Source organism: Pseudomonas sp. JQ170C (assembly GCF_035581345.1).
Taxonomy (GTDB): domain Bacteria; phylum Pseudomonadota; class Gammaproteobacteria; order Pseudomonadales; family Pseudomonadaceae; genus Aquipseudomonas.
In genome coordinates, this window is sequence record NZ_CP141608.1 from 4,483,429 (window position 1) to 4,500,301 (window position 16,873).

Consider the following 16,873-nt stretch of genomic DNA (forward strand, 5'->3'; position numbering starts at 1 on the left):
GCTTGCCCCGCGATGGGCATCACAATTGAAGAGGTAACCCCATGTTCGATTACTCCGCCCGCCCCGACCTGCTCAAGGGCCGGACCATTCTGGTCACCGGCGCAGGTCGCGGAATCGGCGCAGCTGCTGCCAAGACCTATGCCGCACATGGCGCCACCGTCCTGCTGCTGGGCAAGACCGAAGGCAACCTGACCGAGGTCTACGACCAGATCGAAGCCGCCGGACACCCGAAGCCTGCCGTCATTCCCTTCAACCTGGAGACGGCGCTGCCGCACCAGTACGACGAACTGGCGGCCATGATCGAAAGCGAGTTCGGCCATATTGACGGCCTGCTGCACAATGCCTCGATCATCGGTCCGCGCACGCCGCTGGAGCAGCTCTCGGGCGACAACTTCATGCGCGTCATGCAGATCAACGTCAATGCCATGTTCATGCTGACCAGCACCCTGCTACCGCTGCTGAAGCTGTCCCAGGATGCCTCGGTGATCTTCACCTCCAGCAGCGTCGGGCGCAAAGGCCGAGCCTACTGGGGTGCCTATGGGGTGTCGAAGTTCGCCACCGAAGGCCTGATGCAGACCCTCGCCGACGAACTTGAAGGTGTAGCGCCCGTGCGGGCCAACAGCGTGAACCCGGGCGCCACCCGTACCAGCATGCGCGCCCAGGCCTATCCTGGCGAAAATCCGGAGAACAATCCGCTGCCAGAGCAGATCATGCCGGTCTACCTGTACCTGATGGGCCCGGATAGCACGGGCATCAACGGCCAGGCATTCAACGCCCAGTAAGCTCAGCCCTCCGCCAGTTCCGCCTGAAGCCGGGCGGGCTGGCGCTGTTCCTGCTGCATGCAGCGCTCAAGGAACAGGAACATATAGTCGTAGCTCTTGCAGATCGCCCGACGCAGCTCGACCTGCAAGGCCCGTGACGGGTTGTTGCCCGCCAGGGTGCAGACGATTTCCAGCGCTTCCCACGGGTGCGAATCATCGTACTGGGCATGCATCTTCAGCCATTTCATTGCGCGCTTGCGCCCCTCTTCCGGGAAGCCCTGGGCATAGACGCCGGTCGAACAGACCACCGCCGACCACTCGCCGGTCGCGCCTTCGATTGCATAGTTGGTCGCCGCAATGGCGACAACCAATGAATCGGCAGCACAGGTGTGCCAACACCAATCGCTCAAGGCATTGAGTTCGGCAGGCACTTCCTGGGCTTGCAGATCCTCAAGGCTGACACCATGGGCCTGGCTCCAGTAAACCCAGTAATCGGCATGATTGAGCTCGACGCGAATGTTGCGCATCAGCCAACGCCGCGCCATGTCTTCCCCTGGATGACGGGCGTAGCGGGTCTTGGTCAGGTTCTTGGCCATGTACAGGGAAAACTGCTCGACCACGGGCCAGCCACCGATCAGGTACTGGCGCATGGTCCGGCCACTGAGCCGACCGTCCCGCATGCGTTGATAAAGCTCGTGCTCCACTACCCGACGCTTGCTCTCATGACAGTCCTTGATCAACTGCTGAGCCCAGAGCGGATAACTGCTGGCGTCCATCAATGGACCGGTCCGAATAAACGTATCAATCACTGTCAGCTCCTTGTTCCTTGTGATTATTTGCAGGCTTTTTTCAACGAAAGACCCCAGGCGCTTGTGACAGAAGCGGCCGCGCAGCAATGCGCTGGCGTCGCAGGCTGTCACAGGTGAACACCTGTGGCCGCTCGATCAGGTATCCCTGGGCGTAATCAACGCCTACTTCCCGCAGGGCCTGTTCGATCAACGGTGTTTCGACAAACTCGGCGATAGTGCGCTTGCCCATGACATGACCGATATGATTGATCACCTCAACCATTGCCCGGTTGACCGGGTCATCCAGCATGTCCTTGACGAAACTTCCGTCGATCTTCAGGAAGTCTACAGGCAAGTGCTTCAAATACGCGAACGACGACATCCCTGCGCAAAAGTCATCCAGCGAGAAGCGACATCCCAATCCCTTGAGTTCATTGATAAAGCGAATGGCGCTGCCCAAGTTGGCAATTGCGCTGGTTTCGGTGATCTCAAAGCAGATCAGATGAGGCGGAATGGCGAATTCGCCGAACAGACGCTGCAGGTACTCCAGGAACTTGTCATCCCCAATACTGCTGCCCGACAAGTTGATTGCACACATCGCCACCGGGCCTCCCGGGTGCTCGTCCAGGCACTGACGAATGACCTGGAAGACGCTGCGCACCACCCAGCGATCCAGCGCGGTCATCAACCCATAGCGTTCGGCAGCGGGAATGAAACTGTCTGGCAGAACGATCCGTCCACTTTCATCGTGCAGACGCAAGAGGATTTCCAGATGACCTGCATCGTCATGAGGGCCTAATGCAGCAATTTCCTGGGCGTACAGGCAAAAACGGTTTTCCTCCAGGGCCACATGCAGGCGCTGGATCCAGGCCATTTCACCGAAACGCATGGACAGCTCGCTGTCATCGGGATGATAGACCTGCACCCGATTGCGGCCTTTCTCCTTGGCCATATAGCAGGCCATGTCGGCCGCCCGCAGGGAAGCCTCCAAGGTTGTCGGCGCCTGGGAGATATGCACCAGCCCCAGGCTCACGGTGGTCATGAACGGGCGCCCCTTCCAGACGAAATGCAGACTCTGGACAGCCAGGCGCAGGCTTTCGGCGATGCGTTCGGCCTGCTCTTGCGGGCAGTTTTCAAGGAGGATGCCAAACTCGTCGCCACCCAGCCTGGCCAAGGTATCGCCCACTCGTAACCCGGCCTGCAGCACCGCGCAGATGTGACGCAGCAACTCGTCACCTGCCGCGTGCCCACAGGTATCGTTCACCAGCTTGAACTGATCCAGATCGAGGAATATCAGTGCATGGTGCCCGGGCTTGCGGGCCAAGGCATTAAGCGCCTGCTCCAGGCGATACTCGAACTCCCGGCGGTTTGCCAGACCGGTCAACGCGTCATGGGTCGCCTGCCAGGAAAGATTGGCAATGTATTCACGCTCCTGGGTCATGTCATGCAACACCAGTACAACGCCGCTGACCTTGCCTTCGGCCATGATGGGCGCACCTACCAAGGTCACCGATACCGTGCTGCCATCAAGCCGCTGGATCAGTTTGACGTGCTCGCTGCCGCCTTTGAGTCCACCACTGAGGATGTTTTCAACCAGGGTCTGGCCCTCTGCTTCAGCATTTTCATCCAGCAGGCTGAACAGCGCAGACAGGGGTAACCCCTGGGCCTGGGCGGCGTGCCAGTGAGTCAGTTGCTCGGCCGCAGGGTTCATGTAGTCGATACAGCCCTCGACATCCGTGGTGATCACACCGTCGCCGATCGACTCCAGGGTAATCTGCGCCCGCTCCTTCTCCACTTCCAGGGCGCGGGCGAAGGCCTGCCGCTGGGCCAGCAGCTTGCTCGATCGCATCCAGGCCAGGACTATCAGCCCCAGCGCGGTTGCAAAATTGGTCATTATCAGAACCCGCGAGAGCATTCGCGAACCCTCGCCCAGCGCGTCGCTGAACGCTCGGGCAGCCGGTGTCACACCCTCGTTGATCTCGGCGATGCGCGCCTTGCAGGCAGCCACCGCGCGGGCATCTACCCGGCCTGAACGGAAGCCTTCATGCAGTTGCCGGGCGACGTCGTCCAGCTGATTGAGAAAGCCGTCCCCCACCGACCACAGCTCGCTGGCCTTTTTCAGGTAACTGATCTGACCAAAGTTCAGATACAGCCAGATCAGGCTGGAAACATCGTCGGGGTGGTTGCCCCCTTGCAGAATGCCGCGGCGTGCGGCTTCCAGATCGGGTGTCGGCAATTCCAGGGCAACGCGCAACTCATGCCCACCTTGGGGTATGGCAATCGCTCTGCGGTATTTGCGAAAGTCAGATTCCTCACCGCTGTCGGCATACAGCATGAGGTAATAGATGGCGTCCTTCTGGCCCTTGGACCAGAGGCTCTCCCCCGCCACATAGCCACGCACCGCCGACAAGGCGTAGAGGCTGATGCTCCCCAGCAAAGCCTGAAACAGCACCACGGCAACAAATGGCCAGATAATGCCCAACAACCGCGGCGCTTCGAGAGTCCGTTTTCGCTTCATGAGGTCCCTTGCACATAGAGCTGAATGAATCTCTACCTACAACCTCACAGCCTAGGCTATTTGCCATTGAATCTGGAGAGCTTTTCTCATTTACCTACCGGGCACGCTCAACTCTGTTGCAAATGCCCATACAGCTTGGCGTATAAGCCACCACCGGCGATCAACTGCTGGTGATCGCCATCCTCGGCCACGTGTCCACCATCGAACACCAGCACGCGGTCGGCCTGTTTCACCGCCGACAATCGGTGGGCAATGATCAGCGTGGTGCGCGCACTGAGGAAACGCGTCAGTGCCAGGTGCAGGTTGTACTCGGTGGCGGCATCCAGGGCCGACGTCGCCTCGTCGAGAATCACCACCTTGGGCTCGGCCAGCACCATCCGCGCAATGGCCAGGCGCTGGCGCTGGCCACCGGACAGGCGTACGCCCGAGCGTCCGACCACGGTATCCAGCCCGTGGGGCAAGGCGGCGATAGTGGTGTCGAGCTGGGCGATATTGAGTGCCTGCCAGCAGGCCTCGTCGCTGCTGTCTCGCCCCATGGTGAGGTTGGCGCGAACGGTGTCGTTGAACAGCGACGGATGCTGCAGCACCACGGCCACATGCTCACGCAGGGTTTCCAGGCCAATGTCCTGCAAGGTCGAGCCACCAAAGCGAATGGTGCCCGCCTGGGCGCTGTAGAGCCCGAGCAGCAACTGCACCAGGGTGCTCTTGCCGCCACCACTGGCGCCGACAATCGCCACCTTCTCGCCGGGAGCGATCGACAGATTCAACTGGTCAAGTACCGGCTCATCGGCGTAGGCAAAGCGCAAGCCCTGAACCTCGATACCCACCGTGTCGCGCCCCTTGAACGGGTCGACACCCCCTGGATACTGTGGCTCGTCGGCACGCGCCAGCAGCTCGTTGAGACGGCTCAAGGCACCGCCTGCAGCGTAATAGGCGTATTGCAGATTGAGCAGTTGCTCGACCGGGCCAATCATGAACCACAGGTAGCTGAACACCGCCAGCATCTGGCCGATGGACAGGTCGGAAAACAACACGGTAAGCATCGCCGCCGCGCGGAAGATGTCGATACCGAACTGGAAGAGCAAACCGCTGGCCCGGCCACTGGCATCGCTTTTCCACTGCGAGGCCACCGCATAATTGCGGACCTCCTGGGCACGCATGCCCAGGCGCCCCAGGAAGTAGCCCTGGCGGTTGCTGGCACGGATTTCCTGAATGGCGTCCAGGGTTTCCGTCAGGGCCTGGGTGAAGCGCGAGGTGCTGTCGTTTTCCAGCTTCTTCAGATGCTTGACCCGCTTGCCCAACTGCACAGTGGCGAAGATCACCAGGGGGTTGAACAACAGGATCAGCATCGCCAGTTGCCAGTGCATCCAGATCAGGATGGCGGCGGTGCCGGTCAGGGTCAGCATGGCCACCAGGAAGCGGCTCAAGGTTTCGCCGACAAACTTGTCGAGGGTATCCAGGTCGGTAACCAGGTGCGTCGTTACCGTACCGCTGCCCAGGCTTTCATACTCTTTGAGCGAAATTCGCTTGAGCCGCTCAATCAGACGAATGCGCAGGCGATAGACGATATCTTTGGCCAGGCCCGCGAACAACTTGGCCTGAACCACGTTGAAAGCCAACGCGGCGCACCGCAGTCCCAGGGTTACCACCAGCATCAGGCCGATATAGCCGGCCGCTACCTGCCAGTTGGCGGGGAGGAACTGATTCATCCACTTGAGCGCGGCATCACCGTGGCCTAGCAGGACTTCGTCCACCAGCAGGGGCAACAGCAACGGAATGGGCACACTGCACAACGCCGCCAACACAGCAACGCCATTGGCAATCCACAAGGCTTTTTTATGATGCAGGGCCAGGCGGCGGATTTCCGCCCAGCTCAAACGATCGGCAACGGCGGGGGCAGGCCCCGGCACAGGGTCGGGCGACCCTGGCAGGTCAAGCACAGGCGGCCTGCTGTAGCCAGCGCCCGAGCAGCGGGCTCAGGGATTCCAGTGGCTGATAGCCATTGGTGAGCAACGCCAGTTGCCCATTGCGCTCGGCGAGCAAGGTCGGAAAGCCGGCGATTCCCAAGTCCTGCACCCAGGTGAAATCAGCAGCCGTGGAAACCCGTATGTCGGTGCTGGCAAAACGCTCGGCAAACACCGAGCGCTCAAAACCGGCCTGCTCGGCCAGGTCCACCAGCTTGGGGGCCAGGGTGACGTCTTCGCCACCTTGGTAGAACGCCTGCTGGATCGCCTCGAGCAACACCCAGGCACGTTGCGGATCAAGGCCACGGGCCGCCACCAGGGCGCGGCAGGCAGGTTCGGTGTCGTAGACAAAACCGTCCGGCATCGCGCCTTCAAGGGTAAAGGGTTGGCCCGTTGCCTCGTTGACCGCCTGCCAATGCTCCAGGATGTAGCCCCGGGTGGATGCATCCAGCGCACTACTGCCCGTACGCAACCCGCCGGGCACCAGGTGGGTGTCGATCCCGGCGTCCCTGGCCTGGGCGATCAGCGCCTGGGCCACGGGGGCAAATCCCCAGCACCAGGAGCACATCGGGTCCATTACATAGAGCAGGCGTGCAGACATCGATCAGGCCTCGGCAGCTTTGCGGTAATTGTGGCCAATCGGGTGCGGCATGTTGCGGGCTTTGGCCAACTCGATCTGCTTCTGCCGGTCAACGGCACTGCGTCGGGTCTTTTCGCTCAGGCTGTCCCAGCAATGCGGGCAGCTGATACCTGGCGAGTAGTGCTCGGACGCACGGTCTTCCACGCTGATCGGGGTACGGCAGGCATGGCACTGGTCGTAATCGCCTTCGGTCAGGTCGTGGCGCACAGTGACCCGGTTGTCGAACACGAAGCAATCGCCCTGCCAGCGGCTCTCATCCTGCGGCACCTCTTCGAGGTATTTCAGGATCCCGCCCTTAAGATGATAGACCTCTTCAAAACCTTCACCGAGCATGTAGCTGGAGGCTTTTTCACAACGGATGCCGCCGGTGCAGAACATCGCTACTTTCTTGTGCCGGGTCGGATCGAAGTTGGCCTTGATGTACTCGGGAAACTCACGGAAGGTGGTGGTCTTTGGGTCGATCGCGCCGTCAAAAGTGCCGATGGCCACTTCGTAGTCGTTGCGGGTATCGATCAGCAGCACTTCCGGATCGCTGATCAGCGCGTTCCAGTCCTTGGGCTCAACGTAGGTGCCGACCTTGTGGTTCGGGTCCACCCCTTCTACGCCCAGGGTGACGATTTCTTTCTTGAGCTTGACCTTGGTGCGATAGAACGGCTGTTCGTCGCAGTAGGATTCCTTGTGATCGATATCCACCAGGCGGGCATCGCTGCGCAGCCAGGCCAGCAGGCCATCAATACCCTCGCGAGTACCGGACACAGTGCCGTTGATCCCTTCTTCGGCCAGCAACAAGGTGCCCTTGATGCCATTGGCGGTCATGCTTTCGAGCAGCGGCTCGCGCAGCTCGACGTAATCTTTCAGGGTGACGAATTTATACAACGCCGCCACGACGATAGTTTGGGTCATGCAAGAACTCTCCAGGTGGTCACCCTCGCAAAGGGCGGACCGGATGACAAAAAAAACGCGCCGACAAGCGGCGCGTTGCACATTCTAGCAAAAACCTGATGAGAAAATCAGTGTTTGCTGCCACCTGCACAGGTGGGTGAAGCAGGGGCTGCGCCCACCTTCTGCCACTCTTCAGGGGTGTAGGTGTGCAGAGCCAGGGCATGGAACTGCCCCATCAACTCACCCAGGGTGGCGTAGACCTTCTGGTGGCGCTTGACGCTGTTCAGGCCTTCAAACTGCTCGCTGACCAGCACAGCCTTGTAGTGGGTTTCTTGCCCACGGCTGTGCATGTGGCTTTCGTCCAGCACCGAAAGGTGCTGGGGCGCCAGCGCGGCCAGGCTCTGTTCAATCTTCTGTTGCATCGACATGGACGGCTCCGCGACTTACTTCTTTGCCGGAGCGGCGGCCTTGCCGGCGTTCGGGTCGAGTTCTTTGGTCATGTCAGCCAGCAGCTTGTTGACCACCGGCACAGCGCTTTCCAGCTTCTGCTGGGTCAGCTGGGCCGACTGCTGGGTAACCTGCGGCATTTTCTCCAGCACTTTCTTGCCCAGTGGCGACTGGTAGAAGGCAACCAGGTCCTTGAGCTCGCTTTCAGTGAAGGTGTTGGTGTACAGCTTGACCATGTCCGGCTTCAGTTTGTTCCAGCCGATAGCCTGGTCCAGGGCGGCGTTGGCCTTGGCCTGGTAGCTGTCGAGCACGGCTTTTTTCGAGGCTGGGGCCTTGGTCTGTTCAAAACGCTGGGCAAACATCTGTTGCACCTGCATGTAGACAGGAGTGCCGAGCTTGTCAGCGTGCGCCATCATGAGGAATTTTTCGGCACTGGCGTTGTGGCTGGCGGTATCGGCAAGCACCTGGCCGCTGGCGCAGACCAGCGCAACAGCGGTGCAAAGGGCGCGAAGACGGGTCATCGGAATTCCTTCATTAGACAGAGGAGGTAGTACCCCAGAGTAGAGCATTCTGCGCCGACTCGGGCACGTCGCTCAAGTGGGTCGACGAGCAATGGAACCGCTGCGACGAAAAGGGACCTAAACTGCGAATTCAGACCACAAGGGAGTGAGCGCAGCATGAGCCGTATCGAAACTGACAGCCTGGGTCAGGTCGAAGTTCCTGACCAGGCCTATTGGGGTGCCCAGACGCAACGCTCGCTGATCAACTTCGCCATTGGCAAGGAACGCATGCCGCTGGCCGTCCTGCATGCCCTGGCATTGATCAAGAAAGCCGCCGCACGGGTCAACGACCGCAACGGAGACCTGCCGGCCGACATAGCCCGGCTGATCGAACAGGCCGCCGACGAAGTGCTCGACGGCCAGCTCGACGACCAGTTCCCGCTCGTCGTCTGGCAGACCGGCAGCGGCACCCAGAGCAACATGAACGTCAACGAAGTGATCGCCGGCCGCGCCAACGAACTGGCCGGCAAGGGTCGCGGCGGCAAGATTCCGGTACACCCCAACGATCATGTCAATCGCTCCCAGAGCTCCAACGACTGCTTCCCCACCGCCATGCACATCGCTGCCGCCCAGGCGGTCCAGCACAAGCTGCTGCCGGCGATCGCCGAGCTGTCTTCGGGGCTGGCGGAACTGGCGGCACGTCACCAGCACCTGGTGAAGACCGGCCGCACCCACATGATGGATGCCACGCCGATCACCTTCGGCCAGGAAGTCTCTGCTTATGTAGCCCAGCTCGACTATGCCCAGCGGGCCATCCGCTCGTCCTTGCCGGCCGTGTGCGAGCTGGCCCAGGGCGGCACCGCAGTGGGCACCGGGCTCAATGCCCCACACGGTTTCGCCGAAGCCATTGCCGCCGAGCTCGCCGCCCTCTCCGGCCTGCCCTTCGTCACCGCACCGAACAAGTTTGCAGCGCTGTCGGGCCATGAACCGCTGACGACCCTGGCGGGCGGCCTGAAAACCCTGGCGGTGGCCTTGATGAAGCTTGCCAACGATTTGCGCCTGCTCGGCTCCGGCCCCCGCGCCGGTATCGCCGAAGTGCGCCTGCCCGCCAACGAGCCGGGCAGTTCGATCATGCCGGGCAAGGTCAACCCGACCCAGTGCGAGGCCTTGTCGATGCTGGCCTGCCAGGTACTGGGCAACGACACCGCCATCGGCTTTGCTGCCAGCCAGGGGCACCTGCAATTGAACGTGTTCAAGCCGGTGATCATCCATAACCTGCTGCAATCGATCGAATTGCTGGCCGATGGCTGCAGCAACTTCCAGCAGCACTGCGTGGCCGGCATCGAGCCGGATGCCGAGCAGATGGCCGCGCACCTGGAGCGCGGACTGATGCTGGTCACCGCCCTCAACCCGCATATCGGCTACGACAAAGCCGCAGAGATCGCCAAGAAGGCCTACAGCGAAGGCACCACGTTGCGCGAGGCAGCCCTGACCCTGGGCTACCTGACCAACCAGCAATTCGACCAGTGGGTACGTCCGCAAGACATGCTCGAACCCGGCAAGAAAGGCTGAATCAGCGGGCCAGGCGCACGCGTCTGGCTCGCCACCCGGCCACCATCGAAGGCCCCAGCGCCGTCAGCGCCGAACCCAGCACCACCACCAGCGCACCGATATAGCCCAGGGTATTGATCTGCTCGGCCTGCACGTAATCAGGCCAGAACCAGGCTGCCAGCGCCACGGCGACAAAGGTCACCAGCGGCGTGAGTGCCAGGGTTGCACTGACCTTTGAGGCTTCCCAGTGCGCCAGCGCCTCGGCGAACGCGCCGTAGGCGATCAGAGTGTTGAGGCAGCAGGCGAGCAACAACCAGCCTTGCAGCGGGCTCAACTGCAGTGCTTCGAGGGGGTGTACCCACGGTGTCAGCAAGGCGGCGCAGCAGAGGTAGATCACCATCATGACCTGCAGCGAATTCCACACCGTCAGCAACTGCTTCTGGCTCAGGGCGTAGAACACCCAGATCGTGGTTGCCAGCACAATGGTCAGTACACCGGTGGTGTAGACACTCAATGAGGTCAGCAGCTCTTCAAGGCGCTGATTGAAAAACAGGCCAAAACCCGTGAGCAGGATGGCAAGGCCCATGCCTTGACCGACGGTGAAGCGCTCCTTGAACAGGAACACACTGGCCACCAGCAACATCACCGGCCCCAGTTGCACCACCAATTGCGCGGTGCCGGGGCTGAGCAGGTTCAGCCCCATCAGGTACAGCACATAGTTGCCGACCAGCCCACCGGTCGCCAACGCGACCAGCCCCCAGCCCTTGCGCCCCAATGCGCTGAACGAAGGCAAGCGTCGGCTTGCGGCCAGCCAGGCAAACAACAAACCACCGGAAACCAGCAGGCGAAACCAGGTCACGGTGACCGGGTCCATCACCTGCAGTACCTGTTTGAGCTTGATGGGCAGGATGCCCCAGAGCAAGGCCGTCAATAGCGATAACGAAAGGCCATAGACCCAGCGTCCGGAAGAAATGTGCATACCAGCCTCGATTGCCCTGTGGTGGGGGGAGACTGAATTCTACGGGGAGGGTGTGGAGGGCCGACAGGTACAATTGCGGAAAAGATTTCAGTACTTCATTCCTTGAGCTCTCTTGACCGCGATCATCCCGGGTGGCGACTGCTGTGCAGTCGATCGCAGCCTCGTTCCTCGGCAGCGGCTACAAGCCTGGTCCTTGTAGCCGCTGGCGTCAGCCGGCGATCGAGCCCGCAGCGTTCGTGATTCTGAGCAAAACCGCAGCGTCTACTTCTTGTCTTTCTTGAACGCAGCCTCGAGGGCATCGTTGATGGTGCGCAGCACCTTCACCCGCGCCCAGCGCTTGTCATTGGCTTCAACCAGGGTCCAGGGTGCGATCTCGGTGCTGGTCCGATCGACCATGTCGCCCACCGCCTCGGCATACTGATCCCACTTGTCGCGGTTACGCCAGTCTTCCTCGGTGATCTTGAAGCGCTTGAACGGAATCTGCTCACGCTCCTGGAAGCGCTCCAGCTGGGTCTGCTCATCAATCGACAGCCAGAACTTGACCACCACTACACCGGCGTTGACCATCTGCTCTTCAAAATCGTTGATCTCGCCGTAGGCTCGCATCCAGTCCGCCTGGGTGCAGAAACCCTCGACCCGCTCCACCAGCACCCGGCCGTACCAGGAGCGGTCGAACACAGTGAATTTGCCCCGGGCCGGAAGGTGTCGCCAGAAGCGCCACAAGTAAGGTTGCGCACGCTCCTCTTCGGTCGGCGCGGCGATGGGCACGATGCGGTACTGGCGCGGGTCCAGCGCGTCCGCCACACGGCGGATGGCGCCGCCCTTGCCCGCCGCGTCATTGCCCTCGAATACCGCTATCAGTGCGTGACGGCGCATCCGCTTGTCACGCAGCAGGCCCGCCAGGCGAGCCTGCTCGGTGATGAGCTGTTCCTGGTAGTCGTCCTTGCTCAGGTGCAGGGTCAGGTCCAGGCTGTCGAGCAGGCTGAGCTGGTCGATGGCGCGGCCCAGCGGGGTAATGTTGGCCAGGTGGACCGGTGCATGCTGGGCCTTGAGTGCGGCCTGCAGCCCTTCCAGCAGGAGGCGGCCGACCGCCAGGCTGCGGTAGTGAGGGCAGACCCCCTCGATCACATGCCAGGGAGCGTAGTCACGACTGGTCTGGCGCAGCACCCGCTCCCCAAAGCGCACGAAGCGATCGTAGGTTTCCGATTGCTGCCAATCCAGCGGGCTGATGCGCCAACTGTGCAGCGGATCGTCCCGCAGCGCCTTGAGCCGGGCCTTCATCTGCTTTTTGGACAGGTGGAACCAGAACTTGAAGATCAGCGCGCCTTCATCGCAAAGCATTTCTTCCAGGCGCTCGGCGCCGCGGATGGCCTGGTCGAGCACGGCGTCCTTGAAGTGGCCATGCACGCGCCCCTGGAGCATCTGGCTGTACCAATTGCCGAAGAAAATCCCCATGCGCCCCTTCGCCGGCAGCGCTCGCCAGTAGCGCCAGGCCGGTGGCCGGGCCAGTTCCTCATCGGTCTGCTGGTCAAAGGTGCGCACTTCAATCAGGCGCGGGTCCATCCATTCGTTGAGCAGTTTTACGGTTTCGCCCTTGCCGGCGCCTTCAATGCCGTTGATCAGTACGATCACCGGAAATCGCGCCTGCTGCTTGAGCTCGTACTGCGCTTCGAGCAAGGCCTCGCGCAGCGCCGGCACCTCGGCCTCGTATGTCTCTTTGTCGATGGAATGACCAATTTCAGCGGATTCAAACATACCAGGCTCCCTACTTGGATAAGCAAGGTTAGCGGATCTGTGCCTGCTTTGTCGGTGGACGCAAAGATTGCCCCGGGTCAAATCAACAGGGGGCTGCCGATCAGCTAAAATGCCGCTCTCGCCTGACCTGAGCCGACCATGACCGATGTAATCCACTACGCCCAGATCGACTGGGACGACCAGGGCCGCCCCCATTCGCGCCAGTTCGATGACATCTACTTTTCCAAGGACCAGAGCCTGGAAGAGACGCGCCATGTGTTCATCGACCAGAACGACCTGCGCCAGCGCTTCAGCGCACTGACGCCGGGCCAGCGCCTGGTGATCGGTGAAACCGGGTTCGGCACCGGGCTCAATTTCTTCTGCGCCTGGCAGTTGTTTGCCGACTGCGCCGCCCCCGACGCCCGCCTGCACTTCATCAGTGTGGAGAAGTACCCCTTGAGCCGCGCCGACCTGACCCGCGCCCTGGCCCTGTGGCCGGACCTGGCGCCCTTCAGCGCTCAACTGCTGGCCCAATACGTAGCGGTCCACGAGGGTTTCCAGACTTTCAGCTTTGAGCAGGGCCGGGTGCACCTGACGCTGATGATCGGCGATGCCCTGGAGCAACTGCCGCAACTCGATGCCCAAATCGATGCCTGGTTCCTCGACGGTTTCGCCCCGGCGAAAAACCCGCAGATGTGGACGCCGGAACTGTTCACCCAGGTCGGACGCCTGTCGGCCGCCAATGCCACCCTGGGCACCTTCACCAGCACCGGCTGGGTACGCCGCGGCCTGATCGCGGTGGGCTTCGAGATGAAGCGCATTCCGGGCATCGGCAAGAAATGGGAGATTCTGCGCGGCGCGTTTCGCGGCCACCCGGCAGACCTCCAAGTGCCCACGCCCGCCCCCTGGTTCAGTCGCCCAGCGCCCCTGCCCGGCCCACGCCATGCCCTGGTCGTCGGTGCCGGCCTTGCAGGATGCGCAACAGCGGCGAGCCTGGCGCGTCGGGGCTGGAAGGTAACGGTGCTGGAGCGCCACGCCACGCCCGCGGCCGAAGCCTCCGGCAACCCACAAGGGGTGCTCTACCTCAAGCTCTCGGCTCATGGCACCGCGTTGTCACGGCTCATCCTCAGCGGTTTCGGCTACACCCGGCGCCTGCTTGAATCCCTGCAACGCGGCCGTGACTGGGACGATTGCGGCGTCTTGCAACTGGCCTTCGACGCCAAGGAAGACCAGCGCCAGGCCCTGCTGGCCGAAGCCTTCGACCCGCAACTGCTGCAGCGCCTGGACCGTGAGCAGGCCGAAGCAACGGCAGGCGTAACCCTGGCCAGCGGCGGTCTTTTCTACCCCGAAGGTGGCTGGGTCCACCCGCCAGCCTTGTGCCAGGCCCAACTGCAGCACCCGAACATCACCTTGCTGCCCCACCACCAGGTGCTGCAGCTGCGCAAGGTCGACGGCCTCTGGCAAGCCTGGGAGAGCGAGAAACTGCTGGCCAGCGCCCCCTTGGTGGTGCTGGCAACCGCCGCCGACATCCACCGCTTCGAGCCTTGCACCACGCTGCCGCTCAAGCGTATTCGCGGCCAGATCACCCGCCTGCCCGCCTCGGCACAAAGCCAGGCACTGGCAACCGTGGTGTGCGCCGAAGGCTATGTCGCGCCACCTCGCGAGGGCGAACATACCCTGGGGGCCAGCTTCGACTTCCACAACACCGACCTGACCCCCACTGCAGGCGAGCACATCGGCAACCTGGCCTTGCTGGAAGAAATCTCCAGCGACCTGGCCGAACGCCTCGGCGCCCATCACCTGGACCCACACACCCTGCAAGGCCGTGCCGCGTTCCGCTGCACCAGCCCCGACTACCTGCCCATCGTCGGACCGCTGGCCGACCGCCAAGCTTTCGACCAGCACTACGCGGTGCTGGCCAAGGACGCCCGCCAAACACCAGACACCCCCTGCCCCTGGCTCGAAGGCCTGTACGTCAACAGCGGCCACGGCTCACGCGGCCTGATCACCGCCCCCCTGTCAGGCGAACTGATCGCCGCCTGGGCCGACAACGCGCCACTGCCCGTCCCCCGCAGCGTCGCCGAAGCCTGCCACCCCAACCGCTTCATGCTCCGCGACCTGATTAGGGGGAAAAGAGCAGCGGCAAGCGGCAAGCCGTAAGCTGCAATCAAGGGCAAAAGCGGTCGGCTTGCAGCTTGCCGCTTACAGCTTGTCGCTGCCACTTATAACTTATTGTTCTAAAACTCTCGGTAGTCACATGGGTCAGTTTCCATGTGTCTGGGTTCAGGCACCTTCCCCAACGGCAAAACCGGTAAGGACTTATGTGCGGATTAGCTGGAGAGTTTCGTTTCACCCCTGTTGCCCACCCACCACGCCCGGCGGACCTCGCCGCGGTCGAGCGGATCACCCATCACCTGGCCCCTCGCGGCCCCGACGCCTGGGGCTTTCATAGTCAGGGGCCCATCGCCCTGGGCCATCGCCGCCTGAAGATCATGGACCTGTCCGACGGCTCGGCCCAACCCATGGTCGATGGCCAGTTGGGCCTGTCGCTGGCCTTCAACGGCGCCATCTACAACTTCCCGGAACTGCGCAGCGAGCTGGAAAGCCTGGGCTATGCCTTCTATTCCGAGGGCGACACCGAGGTGCTGCTCAAGGGCTACCACGCCTGGGGCGCCGAGCTGCTGCCGCGCCTGAACGGCATGTTCGCCCTGGCGATCTGGGAACGCGACACCCAGCAGCTGTTCCTGGCCCGTGACCGACTGGGCGTCAAGCCGCTGTACCTGTCGCGCAATGGCGAGCGACTGCGCTTCGCCTCAAGCCTGCCGGCCCTGTTGCAAGGCGGCGACATCGACCCGGTGCTCGATCCCGTGGCCCTGAACCACTACCTCAATTTCCACGCCGTGGTGCCAGCTCCGCGCACGCTGCTGGCCAATGTCGAGAAACTGCCGCCGGCCACCTGGATGCGTATCGACGCCCAGGGCCGGGTCGAGCAGCAGGTGTGGTGGCAACTGCACTATGGCCCGCACACCGATGAGCAACATCTCAGCCTGGAAGACTGGCGCGACCGGGTGCTCGACAGCACCCGTGAAGCCGTGGCGATTCGCCAGCGGGCGGCCGTGGATGTGGGCGTGCTGCTCTCGGGCGGTGTCGATTCGAGCCTGCTGGTGGGGTTGTTGCGCGAAGTGGGCGTCGACGATCTATCGACCTTTTCCATCGGCTTCGAGGATGCCGGCGGCGAGCGTGGCGACGAGTTCCAGTACTCCGACCTGATCGCGCGCCACTACGGCACCCGCCATCACCAACTGCGTATCGACGAGCGGGAGATCATCCAGCAATTGCCTGCGGCCTTTCGCGCCATGAGCGAGCCCATGGTGAGTCACGATTGCATTGCCTTCTACCTGCTCTCGCGGGAAGTGGCCAAGCACTGCAAGGTGGTGCAAAGCGGCCAGGGTGCCGATGAGCTGTTCGCGGGCTATCACTGGTACCCGCAAGTCGACGGCGCAGCGGACCCTCATACGGCCTACCGCAGTGCCTTCTTCGACCGCAGCTACGACGACTACGCCGCCACCGTGCAGCAACCCTGGCGGCTCGACCACGACGCCGCCGGCGACTTCGTCCGCCAGCACTTCGCCCAGCCTGGGGCGAGTGATGCGGTAGACAAGGCCCTTCGCCTGGACAGCACGGTGATGCTGGTCGATGACCCGGTCAAGCGGGTCGACAACTTGACCATGGCCTGGGGCCTGGAGGCCCGCACACCGTTCCTCGACTATCGCCTGGTGGAGCTGTCGGCGCGCATTCCGGCGCGTTTCAAGCTCCCCGACGGTGGCAAGCAGGTGCTCAAGGAAGCGGCGCGTCTGGTCATTCCCGGCGAGGTCACCGACCGCAAGAAAGGTTACTTCCCCGTGCCCGGGCTCAAGCACCTGCAAGGGGCGACCCTGGACTGGGTGCGCGAGTTGCTGCTGGACCCGAGCCAGGACCGCGGTCTGTTCGAGCCCGCCGCACTGGACCGCCTGCTCAGCGACCCGCACGGCCAGCTGACACCGCTGCGCGGGTCGAAACTCTGGCAATTGGCAGCCTTGAACCTGTGGCTCAGCGAACAAGGAATCTGA

At 62.3% G+C, this 16,873-nt stretch carries 13 protein-coding genes; 4 read left to right on the top strand and 9 right to left on the bottom strand.

What is annotated here, in order from left to right:
* Positions 1-41: 41 nt before the first annotated feature.
* The gene (locus U9R80_RS20405; protein ID WP_301839362.1) at positions 42-782 is read left to right on the top strand and encodes a YciK family oxidoreductase; all 741 of its coding nucleotides are present in this window, start codon (positions 42-44) and stop codon (positions 780-782) included.
* 2 nt (positions 783-784) lie between these two features.
* Here U9R80_RS20405 and U9R80_RS20410 read toward each other — a convergent pair whose 3' ends face one another.
* The 7 genes from U9R80_RS20410 to U9R80_RS20440 all read right to left on the bottom strand — a co-directional run bounded on the left by U9R80_RS20410 (position 785) and on the right by U9R80_RS20440 (position 8,521).
* Positions 785-1,537, bottom strand: a complete 753-nt coding sequence (locus U9R80_RS20410) for a TenA family transcriptional regulator (RefSeq protein WP_442964986.1) — start codon at positions 1,535-1,537, stop codon at positions 785-787.
* A 73-nt stretch (positions 1,538-1,610) separates the two neighbouring features.
* Entirely contained in the window at positions 1,611-4,067 is a 2,457-nt protein-coding gene (locus U9R80_RS20415) for an EAL domain-containing protein (protein WP_301839360.1), read from the bottom strand.
* Between the two features lie 107 nt (positions 4,068-4,174).
* Positions 4,175-6,007, bottom strand: a complete 1,833-nt coding sequence (locus U9R80_RS20420; RefSeq protein WP_301839359.1) for an ABC transporter ATP-binding protein — start codon at positions 6,005-6,007, stop codon at positions 4,175-4,177.
* On the bottom strand, positions 6,000-6,632 hold the full coding sequence (locus U9R80_RS20425) for a DsbA family protein (protein ID WP_301839358.1): 633 nt from the start codon (positions 6,630-6,632) through the stop codon (positions 6,000-6,002). Before U9R80_RS20425 ends, U9R80_RS20420 begins: the two co-directional genes overlap by 8 nt.
* A gap of 3 nt (positions 6,633-6,635) precedes the next feature.
* Entirely contained in the window at positions 6,636-7,574 is a 939-nt protein-coding gene (gene trhO / locus U9R80_RS20430; RefSeq protein ID WP_301839357.1) for an oxygen-dependent tRNA uridine(34) hydroxylase TrhO, read from the bottom strand.
* Positions 7,575-7,681: 107 nt separating this feature from the next.
* Positions 7,682-7,981 (bottom strand): BolA family protein, encoded by a 300-nt coding sequence (locus tag U9R80_RS20435; RefSeq protein WP_038608283.1) that lies wholly within the window; start codon positions 7,979-7,981, stop codon positions 7,682-7,684.
* Positions 7,982-7,996: 15 nt separating this feature from the next.
* Positions 7,997-8,521, bottom strand: coding sequence for a DUF2059 domain-containing protein (locus U9R80_RS20440; protein ID WP_274112644.1), 525 nt, complete (start codon positions 8,519-8,521; stop codon positions 7,997-7,999).
* 156 nt (positions 8,522-8,677) lie between these two features.
* Here U9R80_RS20440 and U9R80_RS20445 point away from each other — a divergent pair, with 156 nt between their 5' ends.
* Positions 8,678-10,072 carry a class II fumarate hydratase gene (locus tag U9R80_RS20445; protein ID WP_301839355.1) on the top strand — a complete coding sequence of 465 codons (1,395 nt, stop codon included), beginning with the start codon at positions 8,678-8,680 and terminating at the stop codon, positions 10,070-10,072.
* Between the two features lies 1 nt (position 10,073).
* Here the strand turns inward: U9R80_RS20445 and U9R80_RS20450 are convergent, their stop codons facing one another.
* Positions 10,074-11,030, bottom strand: a complete 957-nt coding sequence (locus U9R80_RS20450) for a DMT family transporter (RefSeq protein ID WP_301839354.1) — start codon at positions 11,028-11,030, stop codon at positions 10,074-10,076.
* A gap of 261 nt (positions 11,031-11,291) precedes the next feature.
* The gene (gene pap, locus U9R80_RS20455; RefSeq protein WP_301839353.1) at positions 11,292-12,785 is read right to left on the bottom strand and encodes a polyphosphate:AMP phosphotransferase; all 1,494 of its coding nucleotides are present in this window, start codon (positions 12,783-12,785) and stop codon (positions 11,292-11,294) included.
* A gap of 138 nt (positions 12,786-12,923) precedes the next feature.
* Here pap and mnmC point away from each other — a divergent pair, with 138 nt between their 5' ends.
* A complete protein-coding gene (gene mnmC, locus U9R80_RS20460) occupies positions 12,924-14,924 on the top strand; it encodes a bifunctional tRNA (5-methylaminomethyl-2-thiouridine)(34)-methyltransferase MnmD/FAD-dependent 5-carboxymethylaminomethyl-2-thiouridine(34) oxidoreductase MnmC (RefSeq protein WP_301839351.1) in 2,001 nt (666 codons plus the stop codon).
* A gap of 161 nt (positions 14,925-15,085) precedes the next feature.
* Positions 15,086-16,873 carry an N-acetylglutaminylglutamine amidotransferase gene (locus U9R80_RS20465; protein ID WP_301839350.1) on the top strand — a complete coding sequence of 596 codons (1,788 nt, stop codon included), beginning with the start codon at positions 15,086-15,088 and terminating at the stop codon, positions 16,871-16,873.

What these genes read in the sequence shown, in the direction of transcription:
- U9R80_RS20405 (WP_301839362.1), top strand. Translation starts at nt 42, where the DNA reads ATGTTCGATTACTCCGCCCGCCCCGACCTGCTCAAGGGCCGGACCATT.
- U9R80_RS20435 (WP_038608283.1), bottom strand. Translation starts at nt 7,981, where the DNA reads ATGTCGATGCAACAGAAGATTGAACAGAGCCTGGCCGCGCTGGCGCCC.
- U9R80_RS20445 (WP_301839355.1), top strand. Translation starts at nt 8,678, where the DNA reads ATGAGCCGTATCGAAACTGACAGCCTGGGTCAGGTCGAAGTTCCTGAC.
- U9R80_RS20450 (WP_301839354.1), bottom strand. Translation starts at nt 11,030, where the DNA reads ATGCACATTTCTTCCGGACGCTGGGTCTATGGCCTTTCGTTATCGCTA.
- U9R80_RS20410 (WP_442964986.1), bottom strand. Translation starts at nt 1,537, where the DNA reads ATGGACGCCAGCAGTTATCCGCTCTGGGCTCAGCAGTTGATCAAGGAC.
- pap (WP_301839353.1), bottom strand. Translation starts at nt 12,785, where the DNA reads ATGTTTGAATCCGCTGAAATTGGTCATTCCATCGACAAAGAGACATAC.
- U9R80_RS20440 (WP_274112644.1), bottom strand. Translation starts at nt 8,521, where the DNA reads ATGACCCGTCTTCGCGCCCTTTGCACCGCTGTTGCGCTGGTCTGCGCC.
- U9R80_RS20425 (WP_301839358.1), bottom strand. Translation starts at nt 6,632, where the DNA reads ATGTCTGCACGCCTGCTCTATGTAATGGACCCGATGTGCTCCTGGTGC.
- U9R80_RS20415 (WP_301839360.1), bottom strand. Translation starts at nt 4,067, where the DNA reads ATGAAGCGAAAACGGACTCTCGAAGCGCCGCGGTTGTTGGGCATTATC.
- U9R80_RS20465 (WP_301839350.1), top strand. Translation starts at nt 15,086, where the DNA reads ATGTGCGGATTAGCTGGAGAGTTTCGTTTCACCCCTGTTGCCCACCCA.
- mnmC (WP_301839351.1), top strand. Translation starts at nt 12,924, where the DNA reads ATGACCGATGTAATCCACTACGCCCAGATCGACTGGGACGACCAGGGC.
- trhO (WP_301839357.1), bottom strand. Translation starts at nt 7,574, where the DNA reads ATGACCCAAACTATCGTCGTGGCGGCGTTGTATAAATTCGTCACCCTG.